This is a genomic window from Syntrophomonas curvata (genome assembly GCF_052976825.1).
In genome coordinates, this window is the sequence record NZ_CM129641.1 from 2749671 (window position 1) to 2767756 (window position 18086).

Consider the following 18086-nt stretch of genomic DNA (forward strand, 5'->3'; position numbering starts at 1 on the left):
CCGTTTAATATTGTCATTATATATCATATTGCCCCTGCGTTCATGAAGCCTTCATGCTCCAACCGGCCGTCTCCTGCTGCAGAGTCCACAGGTGGTGATACAACCCCTGTTTTGCCAACAGTTCTTCATGTCCGCCCTGTTCCACTACCCGGCCTTCATCCAGGACTATTATATTATCGGCTTTTTTTACGGTCTTTAAGCGATGGGCAATGATAACTACGGTCTTGTTGCTGACCAGAGCATTAATCGCCCGCTGTACCTGATTTTCATTTTCCGGGTCCAGGGAAGCGGTAGCCTCATCCAGGAGTACGATGGGAGCGTCTTTTAATAAGGCGCGGGCAATTGATACCCGCTGTTTTTCCCCGCCCGACAGGGTGCAGCCCCCTTCTCCCACCGGAGTATCATAGCCCTGGGGCAGTTTCATGATAAACTCATGGCAGCAGGCTTGCCGGGCCGCCCATTCGATTTCTTCCTGGGTGGCATCCATTTTCCCGACTTTGATATTGTTGCGGATGGTATCTTTGAAAAGATAGACATCCTGAAATACCATGGAAATACGGATCAGCAGCTTCTCCGGGTCAATCTCCTTTATATTCTGGCCATCCAGCAGTATTCCCCCCCCCTGCACATCCCAAAAACGGGCAATAAGGCGGGTTATGGTGCTTTTGCCGCTCCCGGAAGGGCCAACCAGGGCCGTAATACTCCCTGGCGGAATATTAAAAGATATATTTTTAAGCACCAGGGCGTCTTCATAAGCAAAGGTAACATGGTCAAATTCAATATGATTGCCGGGCGGAGGATTCTTCGTACCCGGCAACGGTTCTTCCCGGCGAATCTGCATGATGCGATCGGCGCTTAAAACCGAATAGCGGATTTCGGCGTAATTGACCAGCACCCCGGTCAAAGGCTCAAAAACCATATTTCCCAGCACCAGGAACATCAGAAACACCGGCAGGGTAAGCTCTCCCCCCACCAGCAGGTAGCTCCCTACAAAAATCATCAGCGTAAGGCCGGCCCGCATCAGGGCAATCGCCGCCATCATAACCGGGCCTACCCCGCCTTCCAATTTGATTGATTCCCGCATCAGAGCGGCAAAAGCCTCCCGCAGACGTTCAAATCTCTCCCCGCTCAGGTTATGGGATTTTATTTCCCGCATGCCCAGCAGATATTCCTGCAAACGGCTGGCACTATCGACCTTGGCCTTGACATGGTTGAGTCCCAGGCGGGTCTGCAAGCCGGCCGAAAGCCAGACAATCAGGATTGCCAGGGGTAGGGCGATAAACATGGCCAGGGCCATTTCCCAGTTAATAAAGGAAAATCCGATAAAAGCTATCACCGGCAAGGCGGCGGCGCTTACCAGCTGAGGCACATAATGCGAGATAGTAGTTTCTACCGCCGCATAGTCCCCCAACATCATGGTGGTCAGGTCGCCCGGGTCACGGCTGCCTAAAAAGCCCAGTGATAACCGGCGCAGATGTTCTGCCAGATTGATGCGTCCCTGGGCGGAAACCGCATAAGCCGCGGTAAAGGTTTTGCCGTAGGCCCAGCTTGACACCAGGTACTGCAGCAGCATCCAGGCGGGCAGAATTGCGCATACCGTCCACAACCTGCCGGTATTTAGGGGTGTTCCGGGGTGGGCAAAAAATAGATACATGGTATTGACCACATCAAAAATAAGCGCGGCCGGAATAATTTTGCCCAAACCATCAAAAAAGGAGGCCAGCGAGGGGATCAAGAGCGCGGCCGGGTCGCCGCTGGTAATATTATAGAAGAAATTTTTCATTATTCATTCACCGCCTTGCTTGCTTTTTCCGCTGCTATCGTCCAGCTGTCGGCATCAATATGGGCCCGCCACATACGCCGGTATAACCCATCCCGGTCAACAAGCTCATTATGCCGGCCCCGTTCCACAATCCGCCCTTCATCCACCACCAGGATCTGATCGGCCTCGCGGACAGACGACAGTCGATGGGCGATAATTATGACGGTTTTTCCCTTGATAAGCTCACTCAAGCCGGCCTGTATTTTGCTTTCGTTTTCGGGGTCGGCAAAAGCGGTAGCTTCATCCAGTACCAGTATGGGGGAATTCTTTAAAATCGCCCGGGCAATAGCCACCCGCTGGGCCTCTCCCCCGGAAAGGTAGGTACCTCCTTCGCCAATTCTGGTTCGATATCCCTGGGGCAGGCATTCAATAAATTCATGGCAGGATGCGGCTTGAGCGGCTGCCACGACCTCTTCATAGCCGGCATCACTGCTTCCCATACGGATATTTTCCTCAATCGTGTCATAGAACAAATGCACATCCTGAAATACAAAAGAGATCATATCCATCAATTGTTCGGTTCCCATCTCCCGGATATCCACCCCGCCAATACGGATAGCGCCGGTTCCTACATCCCAAAAACGTGGAATGAGATGGGCTATGGTAGATTTTCCTCCTCCGGAAGGCCCGACCAGGGCCGTCAGTTCACCTTCCCGGGCGGTAAAGGAAACCCCGGCCAGGGCTTCGGTCCGGGTGGAGGCCGCCGGGTCGTCGTAAGAAAAAACCACATTATCAAATTCAATGTTATATCCTTCCGCCTTTTGCGGATTTAAAGGTTCAGGAACCGGCTGCTGGGCAAAAATCCCGTCAATTCTTTCCACTCCCTCCGCGATAATCCGCATATTGCCGCCCAGATTCATCAGTTTCATCATGGGAGCAGCAAAACCCGGAGCTACTACCAGAAAAAGCATCAATGTCAGGGCAAATGCCTGATTATCCGGCTGGCCGCTAAGAATAAAAACCCCGACCGGCAGGATAAAGACCATAAGCGAAACCAGAATGGTGGTAAAGGCTATATAGGGCCGCCTGCAGAAACGTACGTATTGCACCGCCCAATCCCGGTAACCGATAATCGAGTTATGAAATTGCAGAAAGGTGCTTACGGTAAGTCCAAACACCTTGACCGCCGGCATTCCTCTGACATATTCCACCCCGGCCGCATTCATTCTCTCCAGGGCATCATGATATTCTCTGACTTTTCCCATTCCTTCTTCCCCATAGAACACCAGCGCCTGCAGGGAATAAGCCCCAATAATGGGGACGGCGCAGGCAACAGCCAGGCGCCAGTCCAGAATAAACATGGCCGTCAGCATAATTACCGGCAGAGCAACTGCTCCCACCAGGTCAGGCAATTGATGGGCGATAAAACTTTCAATCTTTTCCACGCTTAATTCCAGCAGCTTCTTAACGGTTCCTGATGACTGCCGGGTATGGTATCCCATGGGCAGCCGGGCCAGGTGCTCGGCCAAGCGCACTCTAAGGCTGTACAGTATGCGAAAAGCCGCTATGTGGGAAGCCATGGTGCCGGCATACAAAAAAAGCAGGGCCCCCAACAGAGAGTACAAAGCCCGCAATCCCCATTGACGAATCAAATCCATATCGCTCAATGCCGGACTGGCAGCATGCTGCAGCAGCTCCGCCACAATAAAGTAGGCAGCTGCAAAGGGGAAAAACATCAGCGCCGTACTTATGGCCGACAGCACTCCCGAAATAACCAACAACCCGCGTTTCTCCCCGGCAATTTCCAACAACCGGGGAATACCGGTCTTTTTATTCACTACCTCATCATTGTTCATTAGCATCAACCTTCTCCCAGTTATTTTAATACCTTACCCGCCTTCTCCAACCCGGTTCATTTTAAAACCACATTGATTGCAAAATCCCAGCACTGCCTATTGGCCGGGATGACCACAAACGTTAAGGGCTTTGTCAATACACCGATAAGAAGGACTGAACTGATAATCATAAGGCTTGCCACTAAGGCAATCACTGCTTATCCATCTCCGCCAATTTACAAAATACCGTGACTGCTTCGGCCCGGGTCAGATGAGTTTGGGGCCGGAAACTGTGGTCGGGATATCCGCTGATTAAGCTTCTTCGACTGACCGTATCAAACGCCTCCCGAGCCCAGGGGGAAATCAGATCGGCATCACTGAAAATGTTCTTGCTTACATCCGTACCTTTTATATCCGTACCTGTCCCGAGGATATTATGAATAATTGCCGCCATCTGCTCGCGGGTGACAGGATCATCGGGGGCAAAGGCAGCAGGGCTGTAACCATGCACCATGCCCTGAGCGACCGCGGTCGAAATGTAGTCTTTTCCCCAGTGATCGGAAGAGTCCGCAAAAGTATTACCCGGCTGCAGTTCATAGTACATCGCCTTTACCGCCAAGGTGCAGAACTCGGCCCGGCTTATCGCCCCATCGGGACGAAATGTTCCATCAGGATACCCGCCGATAATACCTTTGCCCAGCATTTCTTTCAGCTTCGCTTCGGCCCAGTGCCCCAAAATATCACTACATTTATCGGGAGCGGTAATAGACGGAACTGTATCCCGGGGAAAGGCTAATACCGCAAACTTGGTAAAATGCCTGATTTCTCCGCGAACTGTTCCATCAGCAAGATCGACGCTGACATTTTCCAGCGGCATCCATTCCTTTTTGCCTTCATCATAGAAACATATTTTGACCTCATATTTTTCTGTGTTCAGGCCAGATTTGTCAAAACTCAGCTGAATGCTGACCGGCACCTTAAAATCAGCCGTCTCGTTTTTGGCAATCTCCAGCACATCGCTGATTAACTGCTGGCTTGCCGGGATACTGAGGCCAGCAATTTCGGTCGCCTTACTGATACTAACCTCAATATCTGCCGGTGATGCATTGGCCGGTATAGTTATGACGGCATTTTCCATCATCAGTATAGCCCCCAAGGAAGCTTTGACTTTAACCGGTAATCCGGCTAATGCCTTAATTTCAGGGGCTTTTGTGGTATCACCGGGCTTTACCGGGCTAGCGGCGGAAGAACTGCCGCCTCCACCAGAACCGGGTATTGCCGGGCCATTTACCGTAAATAGCTTTTCGGAATCTTGCCAGCATACCTTTTCTACCACCTGACCGCGCAGGGACTTGAAAGTTTGTTTCTCTTCCGGGGTGGCGGCACCGTTTTTGATTTTTTGCCTGAGCGGAAAGAAGTTTGCGGGAAATACTTCCGGACGAACCTGGACGGATACCACCCTGCCAGTCTGCCGATCGGTTATCTGATACCGATAATATGAGCCATTGTGCTCTCTATCTTCTAAACTATAGCAGCCTTCGCCCAGCAGCAATGCAAAAGCTTCTTCACTCCCATGAGATTTGGGGCCTACGGCCATAAAGCGGTCTTTTCCCGGAACGGCATCAGGAACGAGAACGCGTATGGCCTGCTGCATAGCCCGAAAAGCCAGGCCGGCGCAAATACAAATCTCGCCCCCTTCTCCCAGGGCAGCATCCATAAACTTGTAGGAGCAGATCCGGCCTCCTTCTTTCAGTTCAACAGAACCTACGACGGCATCAGTAACCCGGGTACTTATATACCCGGGTATGTTATCATGGGGCATTAAAGCCCGCTGGCCTTTTGCGGGATAAGAGTAGTTTAGGCCCTGTAAACTGCCGGGAATTTTCATGTCGGTAAAATAGCCTTCGCTGAGCATAACCGGCATTACCAGAATACCGGTAACCGGGCTGGCGGCATAGACTTGTTCGGCCACATAGACCTGCTCAACCACAGTACGCACATCCGGCTGGCCGAAGGCCACATAGCCATGCTCAATCACCCTAAAGCCATGTTTTTGCTGCAGCTGGGAACCAATGGAATTGAGGTTTTTTTCCCAGGCTCCCTGGTAAGCCTCTTCCCCGGGGCCATGTGCGGCCAGAATTAATGCTTCCTGCGTAGGATCAGTACTGAATGTCTGCAGCCGATCGCTTAATATTTCGCCTATCAGCCGGTGGTCATCCAACCCTGCGGTCAGCTCTATGCCGGCCCGGGCTTCAACCGGACTTAATTCTTCTTCGGATCCGCCTCCCCCGTGTCCATCGTGCCCGGGTGTTTCTTCGTGCCCGGTATAATTGCTGGGCAAGCCCAGCACATATTTGATTTCTTCCATATGTTCGGAAGCCGAAGATATAAAGAGCGGTACGGCAACAATTCGGGTTACTCCCTGATTTTCCAACCGGTGCACAGCAATATGGATATCTTCCTCAGGCAAATACTCTAAAAAGCCCAGTTCTACCGAATAGGGCAGTTGCGACCGTAATTCTTGAACAACCGTGCGTACCGGCACATTCCAGCTATCTTGAGAAGCAGGAGAACCGTGGGCAATTACCAGGACACCCGGAACATTCCCACCTGACATGTTTAAGCTGTCGGTTGCCCCGACCGGTATGCCCAAGTTAAATGTCATCAACGAAATTATAAAGATACTCAGTATTGCTTTAAAACGCGACTTTGCTCTCATCCAATGCCCTCCTCCATTATTAAGTACTTCATTGTATAAACCTCAGAAAAATCTTTTCGTCACCTCCAGATCATTTAGTTCCCCCGTTCCCTGCTTGCTTTTTTCACTGCTTGTCAACTGCAAACCGATACCGGCTCATCATTAGCGGCAGATACGTGTTAGTTTAACCTAACATTTTGCGGTCGATATCCGCTTTCCATAGCAGCCGGAGCTACGGCTGGATAGCGGAATGCGCTTGAAGCTTTTCCTTAAGCCAATCCCTTCACATTAAACATCCCGGGATTCGGCATCCTCTCTGTCAGCTCGGGTTAAATCTTTTGATATGAGCTGCAGTTGGGTCAGATATCGGTCGAAAAGAGTACTGGTTTGCTCCAAAGACATAAAAAATAAATCATCATATTCCTTTTCCAATTCTGTCAATATCACCATTATCTTCCGGGCACCCATAATCGCCATGATTTGTTCCCCTTATCCGTTAAATTTTTCGTTCCCGCGTCTATTTATTTGGCCTGAGTATATGAATACACCGGTCTCAACCAATCTTTATCACCATAATAACCCTGCTCTTTCAGCCCGCCCCCATGCACTATCGCTGCTTCCAGCAGTCCATAGGCATCAGCCATAATCTCCCCTTTGATTACCTGGTTTTTGATCAGGTTTAAGGCATCGTCCGCACTTAAAGCCTGCCGGTAAGGCCGATTCGAGGTTAGGGCTTCGTAAATATCAGCCACAGCTATTATCTGGTCAAGAATAGTAAGATCCCGCTTTCCCCAGGGATAACCGCTGCCGTCCATGCGCTCGTGATGATTCCCCGCCCAGCGGGCTATGTCGGCAAAGCCTTCAACCTCACTTAATACTGCATAGCTATTATAGGGATGAGCCTTTATTACCTGCATTTCAAGCTCGCTTAGAGAACCGGGTTTATTCAGGATGGCTTCAGGTACCGATAATTTGCCCAGGTCATGCATATAGCCGGCAATGGAAATCTTTCGCACCATAACCGTATCCAACCCATATAGCCGGGCACAATGTCCCGCTATCGCTCCCACTCGTTGAGAGTGCTCGCCGGTATAGGGATTCTTACGGTCAATCAGCAAAGAAAAGCTTCGGCTCATTTTTTCAATGTCATCCACATTCAGTTGCTGGCGCCAATCAGGCGCCACTTGTCTGACAGCACGGTTTATGCGGTTTTCCCTGAGATCCTGCCAGAATGCTTCCTCCCGCACACAATCATTGAAAGCTTCAGCTATTCTATTGTCTACCCCGGCTACTGCGCTTCTGATCCAGAAGTTTATGGGCCGGCGTACTAAATAAGCATCTTTTTCGCCGTTGCAATACAGATTTTCAAAGTATTCTGCCAGGTATATAATACGCGCCGAAAAGCTGAGCTGCCCTAAAGAAGCTTTCACCTGGTTATTCCGCTTATATTTCCATAATTCCGCTACCCGGCCGGCTACCTGCGAATTCAGCGATAAGCTAGCAATAATGTCAAATATCAATTCCTGATTAAAATAGCTTTGGGCTGGAATCAGATCATGCAGCAATGCCGCATAATAAATGTTGTCAACCTCAAGTTTGGGTATTGGCATAATACTCGCTAAACGGGTAGCTACGTAAGCAGTACGCAACGAATGCTTACGGTCAGAACCCCCGGCCAAGTCAAGGGCAACAGTTAGGGCGGTAATTAAATCGTTAAGGCTAATTTGCGCAACAGCTGTACCCTCATCCTTCTTATAAACCCAATTTTCAGCCATAATCCAGCCCCCATTCATCCATATTGTTTAAAGCGGCAGTTAAAATACCTGACCGACCCGAGCAATATATCACGGGCATATTCGAGACCCCTCCCCTCTTTCCAACTCAGCGTCTTCAAGAGGTTTATCGTCCCGTCCCAGCCGGCTCGTCATGCACCAGACTCTTCAGCCAGGGCCCGCGCCATTCTGCTCAGGCTGATACTGCCCAGTAAACGGTATTCCTTATCGTATTTGCCGGCCAGGTCTTTAACACAATGAACCGCTCCATGACTATTGATATCAAGTGAGCATAGAATCAAATCCGACCATTTTAGCATTTCCATCAAGCTCTGCCGCCCGCCGCCGAGACAACCGTCATGATGCCGGAACTCCCAGCCCATGTGCTCAGCCAAATCACGGTAAAAGGGATTTAGCCTACAATTCCCGCCTACCATAAGCAGCTTACCCTTTTTGGACTCCCCGCCTTCTGCTTCAGCACTACTAACAGCGCCGGCATTGCACCTGGCCAGTTTTTTTATTTCACGGCATAATTCCACGATAGTCTCTTTTTGCTCCAGCACCTGTCTTTCCAAGGCAGCATTATCTTTGACCAGTCGCCGCGATTCTTTCTTGTAATCATGACATTTACTGCCGGTTTCCGCCAATTTGCTGTGCAATTCATCATTTTCCTTTTTAAGGCTGTCGATTATGTTCCGATAAGCCTTCGCTTCTTCCCCGGTAACCGCTTCAGCCTGGAGCTCCCGTATCTGCTTCTCCAGTTTGCCAATGCACATCCGGGCTGCTTCCAATTCCCCTGCCCATTCCCTTTCCCTGGCTTTGCTCTGATGCAATCTTAATTTTAATCCTTGTTTTTCTTCAGTCATCCGTTTCAATTTCATGCGCTCGTGTCGGCATATGCCTCCATTCAAATGCGATAACATATGCACCTCACCAACCACCAGATTTATGCTTTCATCAGATAAATTCGGATTAGTTAACATTACCCAGTAGAGCCCGCACACGTTTCCCTCTGCCATCTTTTTCCGCCAGACGGACATAAGCTCTTCTTCCGGCAGACAGGCATATTGATTTATATCCAAACGATACTTCTTTTCCAGGTGTGCATTTACCATTAGCGATAACCTGTTCTTCATATGCAGGCTGTTTACGAACAGGGCGTGTATTTCGTAATCACGATATTCTTTTTCCCGCAGATTAAGCTTTTTGAGCATATTTCTTTGTTCAGCAACACTCAGGCAGGTACCGCATACGGAACAGTGCACATTTAAGCCCAGCTCCCAAACGCTTTTTCGCCTCTCAAGCAAAGACTTCGTCTCAGCCTTGCAGACATTCGCCTCAAAATTCATTGTCATTGCTCTCCTCCTCAAGTAGAGTTATCTCTACCGCTGCCGACTTCTTTTTTAGTTCCTTGTTTTCATAAAGCATTTGAATAAACCGTTTGATGCGGCTGGTGAGGATTATAGCAGCAAATAAAAAACACAAAGCTATGATCAGATAATCCACCGCCGCACCCCCTGCGCTTATGTTAGTCTAGCCTAACTTTTATCCCAAAACAAAAGCCTTTATTGCAAGACTTGATTTTGATAATCATTATCATTTTCAATGATACATCCTTGACTTCTCATTGTCAACAGCCAGTTAATAGGTTTTAAAGTATACGGGACGCCTGAATTAGCGGCATAAGGCATAAGCTCCGGCAAAGCGCCTAGATAGGTACGGCTACGTAATCAGCAAGCCTATTGCTCTCCTGTGGATAAAAGTTGCTCTATTCGTCTATCAATTCAACCAACAGCATGGATGCTTCTGTCCTTCTAAGGCTCAGATGTTGACCCTGCAGACTGATCTCGATGGGATCTCCCAGGGGGGCAAAGCGTTCCAACTCCAATTTAGCCCCTTTAACAAGCCCCATTTCCATCAGCCGTTGCCTGATCCAGGAGTCTTTCCCAACAATTTTAAGTATGCGGGCTTTTTGTCCGGGAAGCAGTTCTGCCACCGTCAGCTGATCCTTTTCTGCAAAGCGAATTTTTCCATCAGGTTTTTCCTGCAGCCGTTTTTCCATTTGAGAAAAGGTTTCTACGCTGATATTATGCTCCATTAAACAGGCATCCCGGTCAGCCGTTGCCGGCTCAACCCCCAATATTTCTTCGAGGAAACGCCTGATTACCGTGTGCCGATACCAGACCTCCCGGGCCCGCTTTTCACCCTTGGGGGTTAACAATACCGGCCCATAACGATCCTGATAAACCAGACCTTCGCGGCGCAGGGATGCAATAGCCTGTGTTACGCTGGGCTTGGCAATGTTCATCCGTCTGGCAATATCGCTTATCTTGGCGGTTCCGTTTTCTCCCGAAAGCTGGTAAATAACCTCCAGGTAGTCCTCCAGTGCCGGAGTTAACGGCTGAGACATTTAACAGCACTTCCTTGCTATGTTTGATGTGATAAAGGTCTTATCCCGGATTATTGCCTCTATATGGCATTTGTATCCATTATAGCATACGAACATATGGGGATTGCAGCAGAAGGATACTGATGGGAGACCGAGCATATTGAAATATCGTCGTTTTTTTCACCTAACGCAGAGGATAATATTTTTTTATGTCGAATTAGATTGTTTATAGGCAGGAGGAACCTGCCGAGGTATATCTTTATTTTACTCAAATCCATATTTGTCATGTTTTTGAAGGAAGCCATGAAGGCTTATTATCCTGTAAACAGGAGATAGGTTTTTGTGGCCTTTTTTATGCAACTAAAAGGCGGGAAAAACCTCAAAGTTTACTGCCCATTATCATTGATACCGGCCATTGATATGAAAAGTCCCGAAAACTGGGATAGTTGGATCAAGTTATTAAAGAGGGGATGTGCTGCAATGAAAAAGTGGACTGTATTAATATTGGTTTTTGCGCTATTATGCCTGCCCGGATGCTCCCAATCCAAACCAGCCGTATCCGGGGATAATCAGGTACTGCACATAGGCATAGGCACCGATGTGGCTAACTGGGATATAATACAATTTCCTGATGGCGATGCCCGCTTTGTCTGGTCACAGATTTATGAAACTTTGGTTCGGCTTGACCCCGATTTGAAACTGATACCGGGACTGGCTGAATCCTGGGACGTAGATGACAGCGGCCGGGTATGGACTTTTCATCTGCGGGAAGGGGTCAAGTTTCACAACGGTACTCCATTTAATGCTGATGCTGTGGTTTATTCCTACGGTGAGCGTGCCAATGTTACCAAAGCCAAGACCCTGCAACTGGAAAAGATAGAGGCGGCGGATGATTATACCGTTCGTTTTACCTGTGTAAGGCCTATTCCCCTGCCCACCTACCTTACCCACGTTGCCTGGCCGATAGCCAGTCCGAGCAGTATAGATGCTCAGGGTAATTTTACCGGACCGGTTGGAACTGGCCCTTTCAAACTTGCCCAGCAGCTTAAAGGGCAGGAAATCAAGCTGGTTCGCAACGACGATTACTGGGGGGAGAAATCGAGGCTGGAGCAAGTAGTTTTCAAGGTCATACCGGATGCCTCCACCCGGATGATAGCCCTTACTTCCGGGGATATTGACATGAGCATCAAAGTGCCCGAATCTGAGGTTAAGGTTCTGGAAAAGGACGCCAGTATTACCGTGCATCGCAAGCTCTCTACTTTTACCGACTTTCTTCAGTTTAACTGCGCCCGTCCGCCCTTCGATGATGTAAAGGTTAGAAAAGCAGTAGCTTACGCTATTGACAGCGAAAGTATAGTTAAGAATATCCTGGACGGCATCGGTGTGGCTGCCCGGGGACGAGCTTATTCTCCGGTCATGATGTACAGCGATGGTAACCTCCCCCTCTATACCGCCGATAGCAATAAATCCAAAGAACTGCTTGCTGCTGCCGGATTCAAGGATACTGACGGTGACGGGATAGTTGAAAAAAACGGCCAGCCCCTGAAAATAGATATCCTGATTTCTACCTGGAGTTCCCGCCAGCAGCGGGAAGCAGAGGCATGCCAGGCCCAGTTGGCGCAGGCAGGGATTAAGGCGGATATACAGGTTTTGGAAACTGCGGCCATGGAGCAATTGGAAAGCCAAGGCAAATTTGATGTTATACTGCGCACCGGTTTTTTCGTCTGGGGTCCCTATCCCCATCATGTTAAAATCCATTACTCCAAGAATTATAAGAGCCATTATAACAACGAATCTTATGACCGTCTGGTAGAGCAAGCTGAAGCTGTACAGGATGGGGATAAAAAAGCCCAACTCTACAGCCAGATCCAAAAGATGATCCTGGATGAGGTTCCCGCTTACTATATAGTCCACGAGGAAAAGACAGTTGCAACCAGGAATAGGGTTAAAGGATATCAAATATCTGCCGAAGATCCCTGGCTGGAACTGGATGGAGTTTACCTGCAGGATTGAATCTAAAAACATATCCCTACACGGAGGTTGGTTTTGCTTAGATATATTGCCCGACGCCTGGCAGCTTTGTTAATTGTTGCTCTGGGCGTCACTCTTCTAACTTTCTTTATAATGCACCTGGCGCCGGGAGACCCCGCCGAGATGGTAGCCCTGGCCCGTTATGGCCAGGAAAACCTGAACCGGGAACAAATTGAGCTTATCCGTCAGGAAGAAGGGCTGGATAAACCGCTATACGTCCAATACGGTCGCTGGTTACTGCATATTGTTCGAGGAGAATGGGGTAATTCACTATCCACCGGAGAACCGGTTTGGGAAGAAATCCTGGTACGTTTTCCTGCTACCCTGCAATTAACCCTGGCGGCTCTGGTTGTTTCATTATTAATAGCGTTGCCGCTCGGTATCCTGGCCGCAGTAAAATATAATACCCCAGTCGATTATTTAGCTACGGCCATTGCCTTGCTGGGAGTTAGCATGCCCGCCTTCTGGCTGGGATTGCTTTTGATGTTCTTGTTTGGCCTGAGTCTGGGCTGGTTGCCGGTGTGCGGCTATGGCAGCCTGCGCCACCTGGTACTGCCGGCCCTGACCCTGGGATGTGGGATAGCAGCCATAACTACCCGGCTAACCCGCTCCAGCATGCTGGAGGTCATGGAACAGGAATATATCATCAGCGCCCGTGCCCGGGGAATAAGAGAAAGAGACATACTTGCCGGCCATGCTTTAAAAAATGCCTTTATTCCGGTTGTAACCATGCTGGGTATCCAGGCCGGGCACCTGCTGGAGGGGGCAGTGGTGATTGAAACCGTTTTTGCCTGGCCCGGGCTGGGCAAGCTCTTGGTCGATTCTATTTTTGCCCGGGATTTCGCCCTTATCCAGGGTTGCGTGCTGTTCTTCGCTGTTCTGGTGGTCGTGGCCAATCTGCTGGTTGATATCTCCTACCTGTATCTGGACCCTCGTATCAGGTTGGAAAAAGAGGTGTAAATAAGGAGCTATGCATGACGTACATTATTCCAGTTCCTACGGCTCGGATAAAGCAATCAACAAAATGGCATTAATCGGTTTGCTGGTAGTCTTTCTATTGTTAACCCTGGCTCTGGCGGCCCCGTTTATCGCTCCCCACCATCCCTACGAGCAGAACCTGGAAAACAATCTGCTGGAACCCTGCGCTCAGTATCCCTTTGGAACTGACGATCTGGGCCGCTGCATATTTAGCCGGGTGATTTTCGGTACTCGGAACGCATTGTTCATAGGTATCACCGTAACGCTGATTTCTGCGGCTACCGGTTTGCTGGTGGGGCTTATATCCGGATATTACGGCGGCTTGGTCGATGAACTGCTAATGCGGCTGGTGGATGTATTATTGGCCTTCCCCGGTTTGGTTCTGGCTCTGGCTATAGCCGGATTACTGGGGCCGGGTTTGTTTAACCTGATGCTGGCCTTGGCCCTGGTGGGCTGGATGAGCTATGCCCGGGTAGTCAGAGGAGCAGTTCTGTCGGTTAAAGAGAAGGATTTTGTAGAGTCGGCCCGGGCAATAGGCGCCGGCAAAGCTTATATTGTTCGCAAACATATTCTGCCCCATGTTGCCGCTCCGCTGTCAGTTATGGCTACACTAGGTATCGGCCACGTAATACTAAATGCAGCGGCTCTGAGTTTCCTGGGACTGGGCCTGCAGCCGCCAGAAGCAGTATGGGGAGCCATGCTTTCCAGCGGCAAAGCCTTTCTGCGTTCCGCCCCTCATCTGACGATATTTCCAGGTCTGGCCATTATGATAACCGTCCTGGCCTTTAATTTCCTGGGGGACGGCTTACGGGATATTACGGCGCCTGGCCGCAAAGAAACGCTTTAAGATTAAAGGGGGAAACTGCTGTGACCAAACTTCTAAATATACACCACTTCCATGCAAGTTATCCTACCCGGCAGGGAGAACTAAAAGCCTGCAACGATATAAATCTGGAGATAGGCAAAGGGAAAACCCTGGGCCTCATAGGAGAAACCGGCTGCGGCAAATCCACTCTGGCCCTGTCTATTCTTAGACTGCTTCCCTCTTATAGCAGGATAAGCGGAGAAATCGCGTTTCAGGGGCAAAATCTCCTGGATCTGGAGCGGGAAGAGATGCGTAAACTGCGGGGCCGCCAGATTGCCCTTATTCCCCAGAGTTCAGGTACCTGCCTGAACCCAGTCCTGCAGATAGGCCGGCAGCTTAAAGAAACCCTGCATCTGCATCGGAAGTTATCCTCTTCACGAGCCCAGCAGAAGGCGGTTACCATGCTGGAAAATTTGAACCTTCCTAATGCCGAAAAGCATCTTAAACACTACCCCCACCAGTTGAGCGGCGGGATGAAACAACGGGTGCTCGCTGCCTTAGGGCTGGCGGGCAGCCCTTCACTGCTGATAGCTGATGAGCCTACCAAAGGGCTGGATGCCGTAGCCCGATACCAGGTAGCGGAAATTTTGCGGCAGCTGAGCCATGAAACCGGAGCCGGTACACTTATAATAACTCATGATCTTAAGCTGGCCTATTACCTCTGCGACTGGATAGCAGTAATGTACGCCGGAGAAATACTTGAACAGGGACCAGTTCATGAGGTTTTGGAATGTCCCCTCCATCCTTATACGGCAGCCTTGATGAATTCACTGCCGGGAAGGCGGCTTACTCCTATACCAGGCAGCAGCCCTGATCTTTTAAATCCCTCGGCCGGATGCTGCTTTTGCTCGCGTTGTTCCCGGGCCGAGGCTGATTGCTTCCTGAAGCGCCCGATAATGCAGGAATATTCAGGACGGCAAGTGAGGTGTAATTATATTGCTTCAGGTAAAGAACTTGAAAAAAACCTATTATACCGGAAACTTCAGGAAACAGCCGTTTAATGCTGTCGACGGAGTATCTTTTAGTATTGCTTCCGGTGAAACCCTGGGCTTGGTGGGCGAAAGCGGCTGCGGCAAATCTACTCTGGGCCGTATGATAATGCAACTTGTCCCTCCCACCTCGGGCCAGGTTGTCTATAAAGGACAGGATATAACCCGTGTCAAGGGGAATGACCTTAAGCAGGTCAGGAAAAGTATGCAGATTGTTTTTCAATCACCCCAATCTGCCCTCAACCCCCATCTCAGGGTTCTGGACAGTATTTGCGAGCCTATGCAGGTTCAAGGTTGCCCTAGGAATAATAAGGAGCAGCTGCTGCAGGCGGTTAAGTTGATAGAAACGGTCGGTTTGAAACCTCAGCACCTTTATCGCTACCCGCGCGAGCTAAGCGGGGGGCAAATCCAGCGGGCAGCTCTGGCCAGAATTCTGTCCCTGCAACCCGAACTGATTATAGCTGACGAACCTACTTCCATGCTGGATGTTTCGGTTCAGGCCCATGTACTGCAGCTATTGCGTGACATCAAAAACGGGCAGGGGATTGCCTGTCTTTTCATCTCCCATGATCTGGACGTGGTACAGTGCATGAGCGACCGTATTGCAGTCATGTACCGGGGACAGATCGTGGAACTCGGCGATACGGAAGATGTTGTCCGCCACCCCCGGCACCCCTATACCCAACTGCTGGTGGATTTATTCTCCAGCCTGGAGAGCAAGCCGGCTACGCTTAATTACGGTAAGAATAAAAGCTTGGCCGCTGCAGGCTGCGGTTTTTATTCCTTATGTCCCCGGGCTGATAAAGACTGTTTGAGGCAGCCGGAACTAATCGAAGCAGGGACAGGTCATTTCGTATCCTGCTCTAAAATAGCGCTATAAGCAGGAACCGCAACCTAGTTGGTTTTATTTATAATGAGAGGAAGTATGATCATGAGCAGACATAAAGAACATTTCAACCAACTGGCAGCAGGCTGGGAAGAAATGATAAGTGATAAAACCCGGGAATGCCTGCGGGACATTGTCCATGAGCTGAATATTACCCCGGGAGCAGCGGTACTGGATGTCGGCAGCGGCACCGGGGTGCTTCTTCCCATGCTGCTGGATGCGGTTGCATCCGGCGGAAAAGTTGTAGCCCTGGATATTGCCGAAAACATGCTGGAGCAAGCTCGTTTGCGCTACCAGGATACCCGCTTGGATTTTGTGGTCGGAGATGCGGTCAACCCCGGTCTTCCCCGCCACAGCTTTGATGAAATAATCTGCAATTCCTGTTTTCCCCATTTTCGGGATAAAGCTGCAGCCCTGCGTCAATTGGCGGCCCTGCTTAAACCAGGAGGGAGATTGGTGATCTGCCATACCCAAAGCCGGGAGGCAATCAACCATCTGCACCGCTCCCTTGGGGGATTGGTTGCGGAGGATACGCTCCCTGACGACAGCGAGATGGTATGGATGATTAGTAAAGCCGGATTGACAGATATAAAAATCAGTGACGGAGAAAAATATTTGCTAAGCTGCTGGAAACCTTTAAAAAACAGGGAAGACGGTAGTCCTGAAACCTCAAACGAATACAGCATAGCCCTGAATAATGGCACCGGGGCGGATGCAGCCCATTTAAGCAGGCTGTCCCGCAACTTGCAGGAAGCAATAATTATCTATCAGGCTTTCGCGGCGGGCATTTTTGAACGTCTGGGGAAACAGACCAAAAGAGCTGATGAGCTGGCACAGGAAGGCGAACAGGATGTGGAACGTCTGGTTTTGTTCCTGGATGCGCTTGCCGCCCTGGGCTTGCTTAATAAGGAAGGCTGCTGCTATCGCAATTCCGATTTTTCCCTGAACTATCTGTGGCCTGATAGCCCCCGTTATATGGGAGACCTGCTCGCATTGCAGTTGGCTCCCGAACGCCGTCAGGCCTGGGATAAACTAGTATATTGGCTTAAAGGTGAGACCATTGCTCCTAACCGTTTCGAGCGGCCGACCGATGCCTTCAATCCTTCCTTTATAAAGGCCATGGCTCAGTCAGCCCTAAACCAGAAAGATTTAGATACCTGTGTAAAGATAGTATCCGGTCATCCTTGTTTCAACCGTTGTCAGCAGCTTTTAGACCTGGGGGGCGGGCATGGTCTTTACGCTATTGCCTTAAAGCAATTAAACCCCCATATGAAGGCGCAGGTATTCGATTTTCCTCACGTAGAAGCCGTTGCCCGGAGCTATGCCAGGGAATACGGGGTGGAACTGGATTTTATCGGAGGAAATTTTCACCATGATAAAATTCCCGGCCATCAGGATATAGTCCTGGCCTTCGATATGCTCTATCCTGCCGGTCGTCAGGTATATGCGATCTTAAACAAGATCTACCACGCCCTTAAGCCGGGAGGGTATCTCTTCACCCGGCACTGGCTCCTTGACCGGACCCGTACCCGACCTGAACGGGCCGCCCTGTTTGCCCTGCAATCCAGGCTAGGAAACCCCGACGCCCATGTTCCGACCCAGGAAGAAATGAAATCCATGCTTATCAATCTGGGCTTCAATATCGAAGCAGTCCATTTTGTTGACGGCTCCGCCTCCACGATGCTGGTAGCCTGCAAATAACTGCAGCCCATGTCAGATAAATTGTTCCAATAAAGGCCGCAGGCGCATATTCTTAAACGCGGGGATAGCCATAACCGCGCCGGCAGAGCCAGGTCTCCGGCCCGGCTCGCCAATTCAAGAGGTATCCGGCTTATAACCTTGAACAACTCTGCTTTAACGAAAAAGCGTATTTTTTGTATA

General features: G+C 49.9%; 14 protein-coding genes. 6 read left to right on the plus strand and 8 right to left on the minus strand.

Annotated elements, in window-relative coordinates; all coding sequences use genetic code 11:
• Window positions 1–40 precede the first annotated feature (40 nt).
• From ACU70B_RS12620 to ACU70B_RS12655, 8 genes are all read right to left on the minus strand, one after another.
• Window positions 41–1783 carry an ABC transporter ATP-binding protein gene (locus ACU70B_RS12620; protein ID WP_447183873.1) on the minus strand — a complete coding sequence of 581 codons (1743 nt, stop codon included), beginning with the start codon at window positions 1781–1783 and terminating at the stop codon, window positions 41–43.
• Window positions 1783–3618, minus strand: coding sequence for an ABC transporter ATP-binding protein (locus ACU70B_RS12625; RefSeq protein ID WP_447183874.1), 1836 nt, complete (start codon window positions 3616–3618; stop codon window positions 1783–1785). The genes ACU70B_RS12620 and ACU70B_RS12625 overlap by 1 nt, the downstream gene beginning before the upstream one ends.
• Before the next feature lie 190 nt (window positions 3619–3808).
• Complete coding sequence (locus ACU70B_RS12630; protein WP_447183875.1) at window positions 3809–6316, minus strand: S-layer homology domain-containing protein; 2508 nt, start codon at window positions 6314–6316, stop codon at window positions 3809–3811.
• A 267-nt stretch (window positions 6317–6583) separates the two neighbouring features.
• The gene (locus ACU70B_RS12635; protein ID WP_447183876.1) at window positions 6584–6772 is read right to left on the minus strand and encodes a hypothetical protein; all 189 of its coding nucleotides are present in this window, start codon (window positions 6770–6772) and stop codon (window positions 6584–6586) included.
• 44 nt (window positions 6773–6816) lie between these two features.
• Window positions 6817–8070: an HD domain-containing phosphohydrolase gene (locus tag ACU70B_RS12640; protein ID WP_447183877.1), complete on the minus strand. Its 1254-nt coding sequence runs from the start codon at window positions 8068–8070 to the stop codon at window positions 6817–6819.
• Between the two features lie 149 nt (window positions 8071–8219).
• Window positions 8220–9422 (minus strand): DUF2325 domain-containing protein, encoded by a 1203-nt coding sequence (locus tag ACU70B_RS12645; RefSeq protein WP_447183878.1) that lies wholly within the window; start codon window positions 9420–9422, stop codon window positions 8220–8222.
• On the minus strand, window positions 9406–9573 hold the full coding sequence (locus tag ACU70B_RS12650) for a hypothetical protein (RefSeq protein ID WP_447183879.1): 168 nt from the start codon (window positions 9571–9573) through the stop codon (window positions 9406–9408). The genes ACU70B_RS12645 and ACU70B_RS12650 overlap by 17 nt, the downstream gene beginning before the upstream one ends.
• A 262-nt stretch (window positions 9574–9835) precedes the next feature.
• Complete coding sequence (locus tag ACU70B_RS12655; protein ID WP_447183880.1) at window positions 9836–10477, minus strand: metal-dependent transcriptional regulator; 642 nt, start codon at window positions 10475–10477, stop codon at window positions 9836–9838.
• 459 nt (window positions 10478–10936) lie between these two features.
• Between ACU70B_RS12655 and ACU70B_RS12660 the strand changes: the two genes are divergently transcribed.
• Genes ACU70B_RS12660 through ACU70B_RS12685 form a run of 6 tightly spaced genes read left to right on the plus strand, consistent with a single transcriptional unit; the run spans window position 10937 to window position 17906 of the window.
• Window positions 10937–12469 (plus strand): ABC transporter substrate-binding protein, encoded by a 1533-nt coding sequence (locus tag ACU70B_RS12660; protein ID WP_447183881.1) that lies wholly within the window; start codon window positions 10937–10939, stop codon window positions 12467–12469.
• Window positions 12470–12502: 33 nt separating this feature from the next.
• Entirely contained in the window at window positions 12503–13447 is a 945-nt protein-coding gene (gene nikB, locus ACU70B_RS12665; RefSeq protein ID WP_447183882.1) for a nickel ABC transporter permease, read from the plus strand.
• A 10-nt stretch (window positions 13448–13457) separates the two neighbouring features.
• Window positions 13458–14312 carry a nickel transporter permease gene (gene nikC / locus ACU70B_RS12670; protein ID WP_447183883.1) on the plus strand — a complete coding sequence of 285 codons (855 nt, stop codon included), beginning with the start codon at window positions 13458–13460 and terminating at the stop codon, window positions 14310–14312.
• A gap of 20 nt (window positions 14313–14332) precedes the next feature.
• The gene (locus ACU70B_RS12675) at window positions 14333–15331 is read left to right on the plus strand and encodes an ABC transporter ATP-binding protein (RefSeq protein ID WP_447183884.1); all 999 of its coding nucleotides are present in this window, start codon (window positions 14333–14335) and stop codon (window positions 15329–15331) included.
• A complete protein-coding gene (locus ACU70B_RS12680; protein WP_447183885.1) occupies window positions 15267–16199 on the plus strand; it encodes an oligopeptide/dipeptide ABC transporter ATP-binding protein in 933 nt (310 codons plus the stop codon). The genes ACU70B_RS12675 and ACU70B_RS12680 overlap by 65 nt, the downstream gene beginning before the upstream one ends.
• Window positions 16200–16250: 51 nt before the next feature.
• On the plus strand, window positions 16251–17906 hold the full coding sequence (locus ACU70B_RS12685; RefSeq protein ID WP_447183886.1) for a class I SAM-dependent methyltransferase: 1656 nt from the start codon (window positions 16251–16253) through the stop codon (window positions 17904–17906).
• Window positions 17907–18086: the final 180 nt, after the last annotated feature.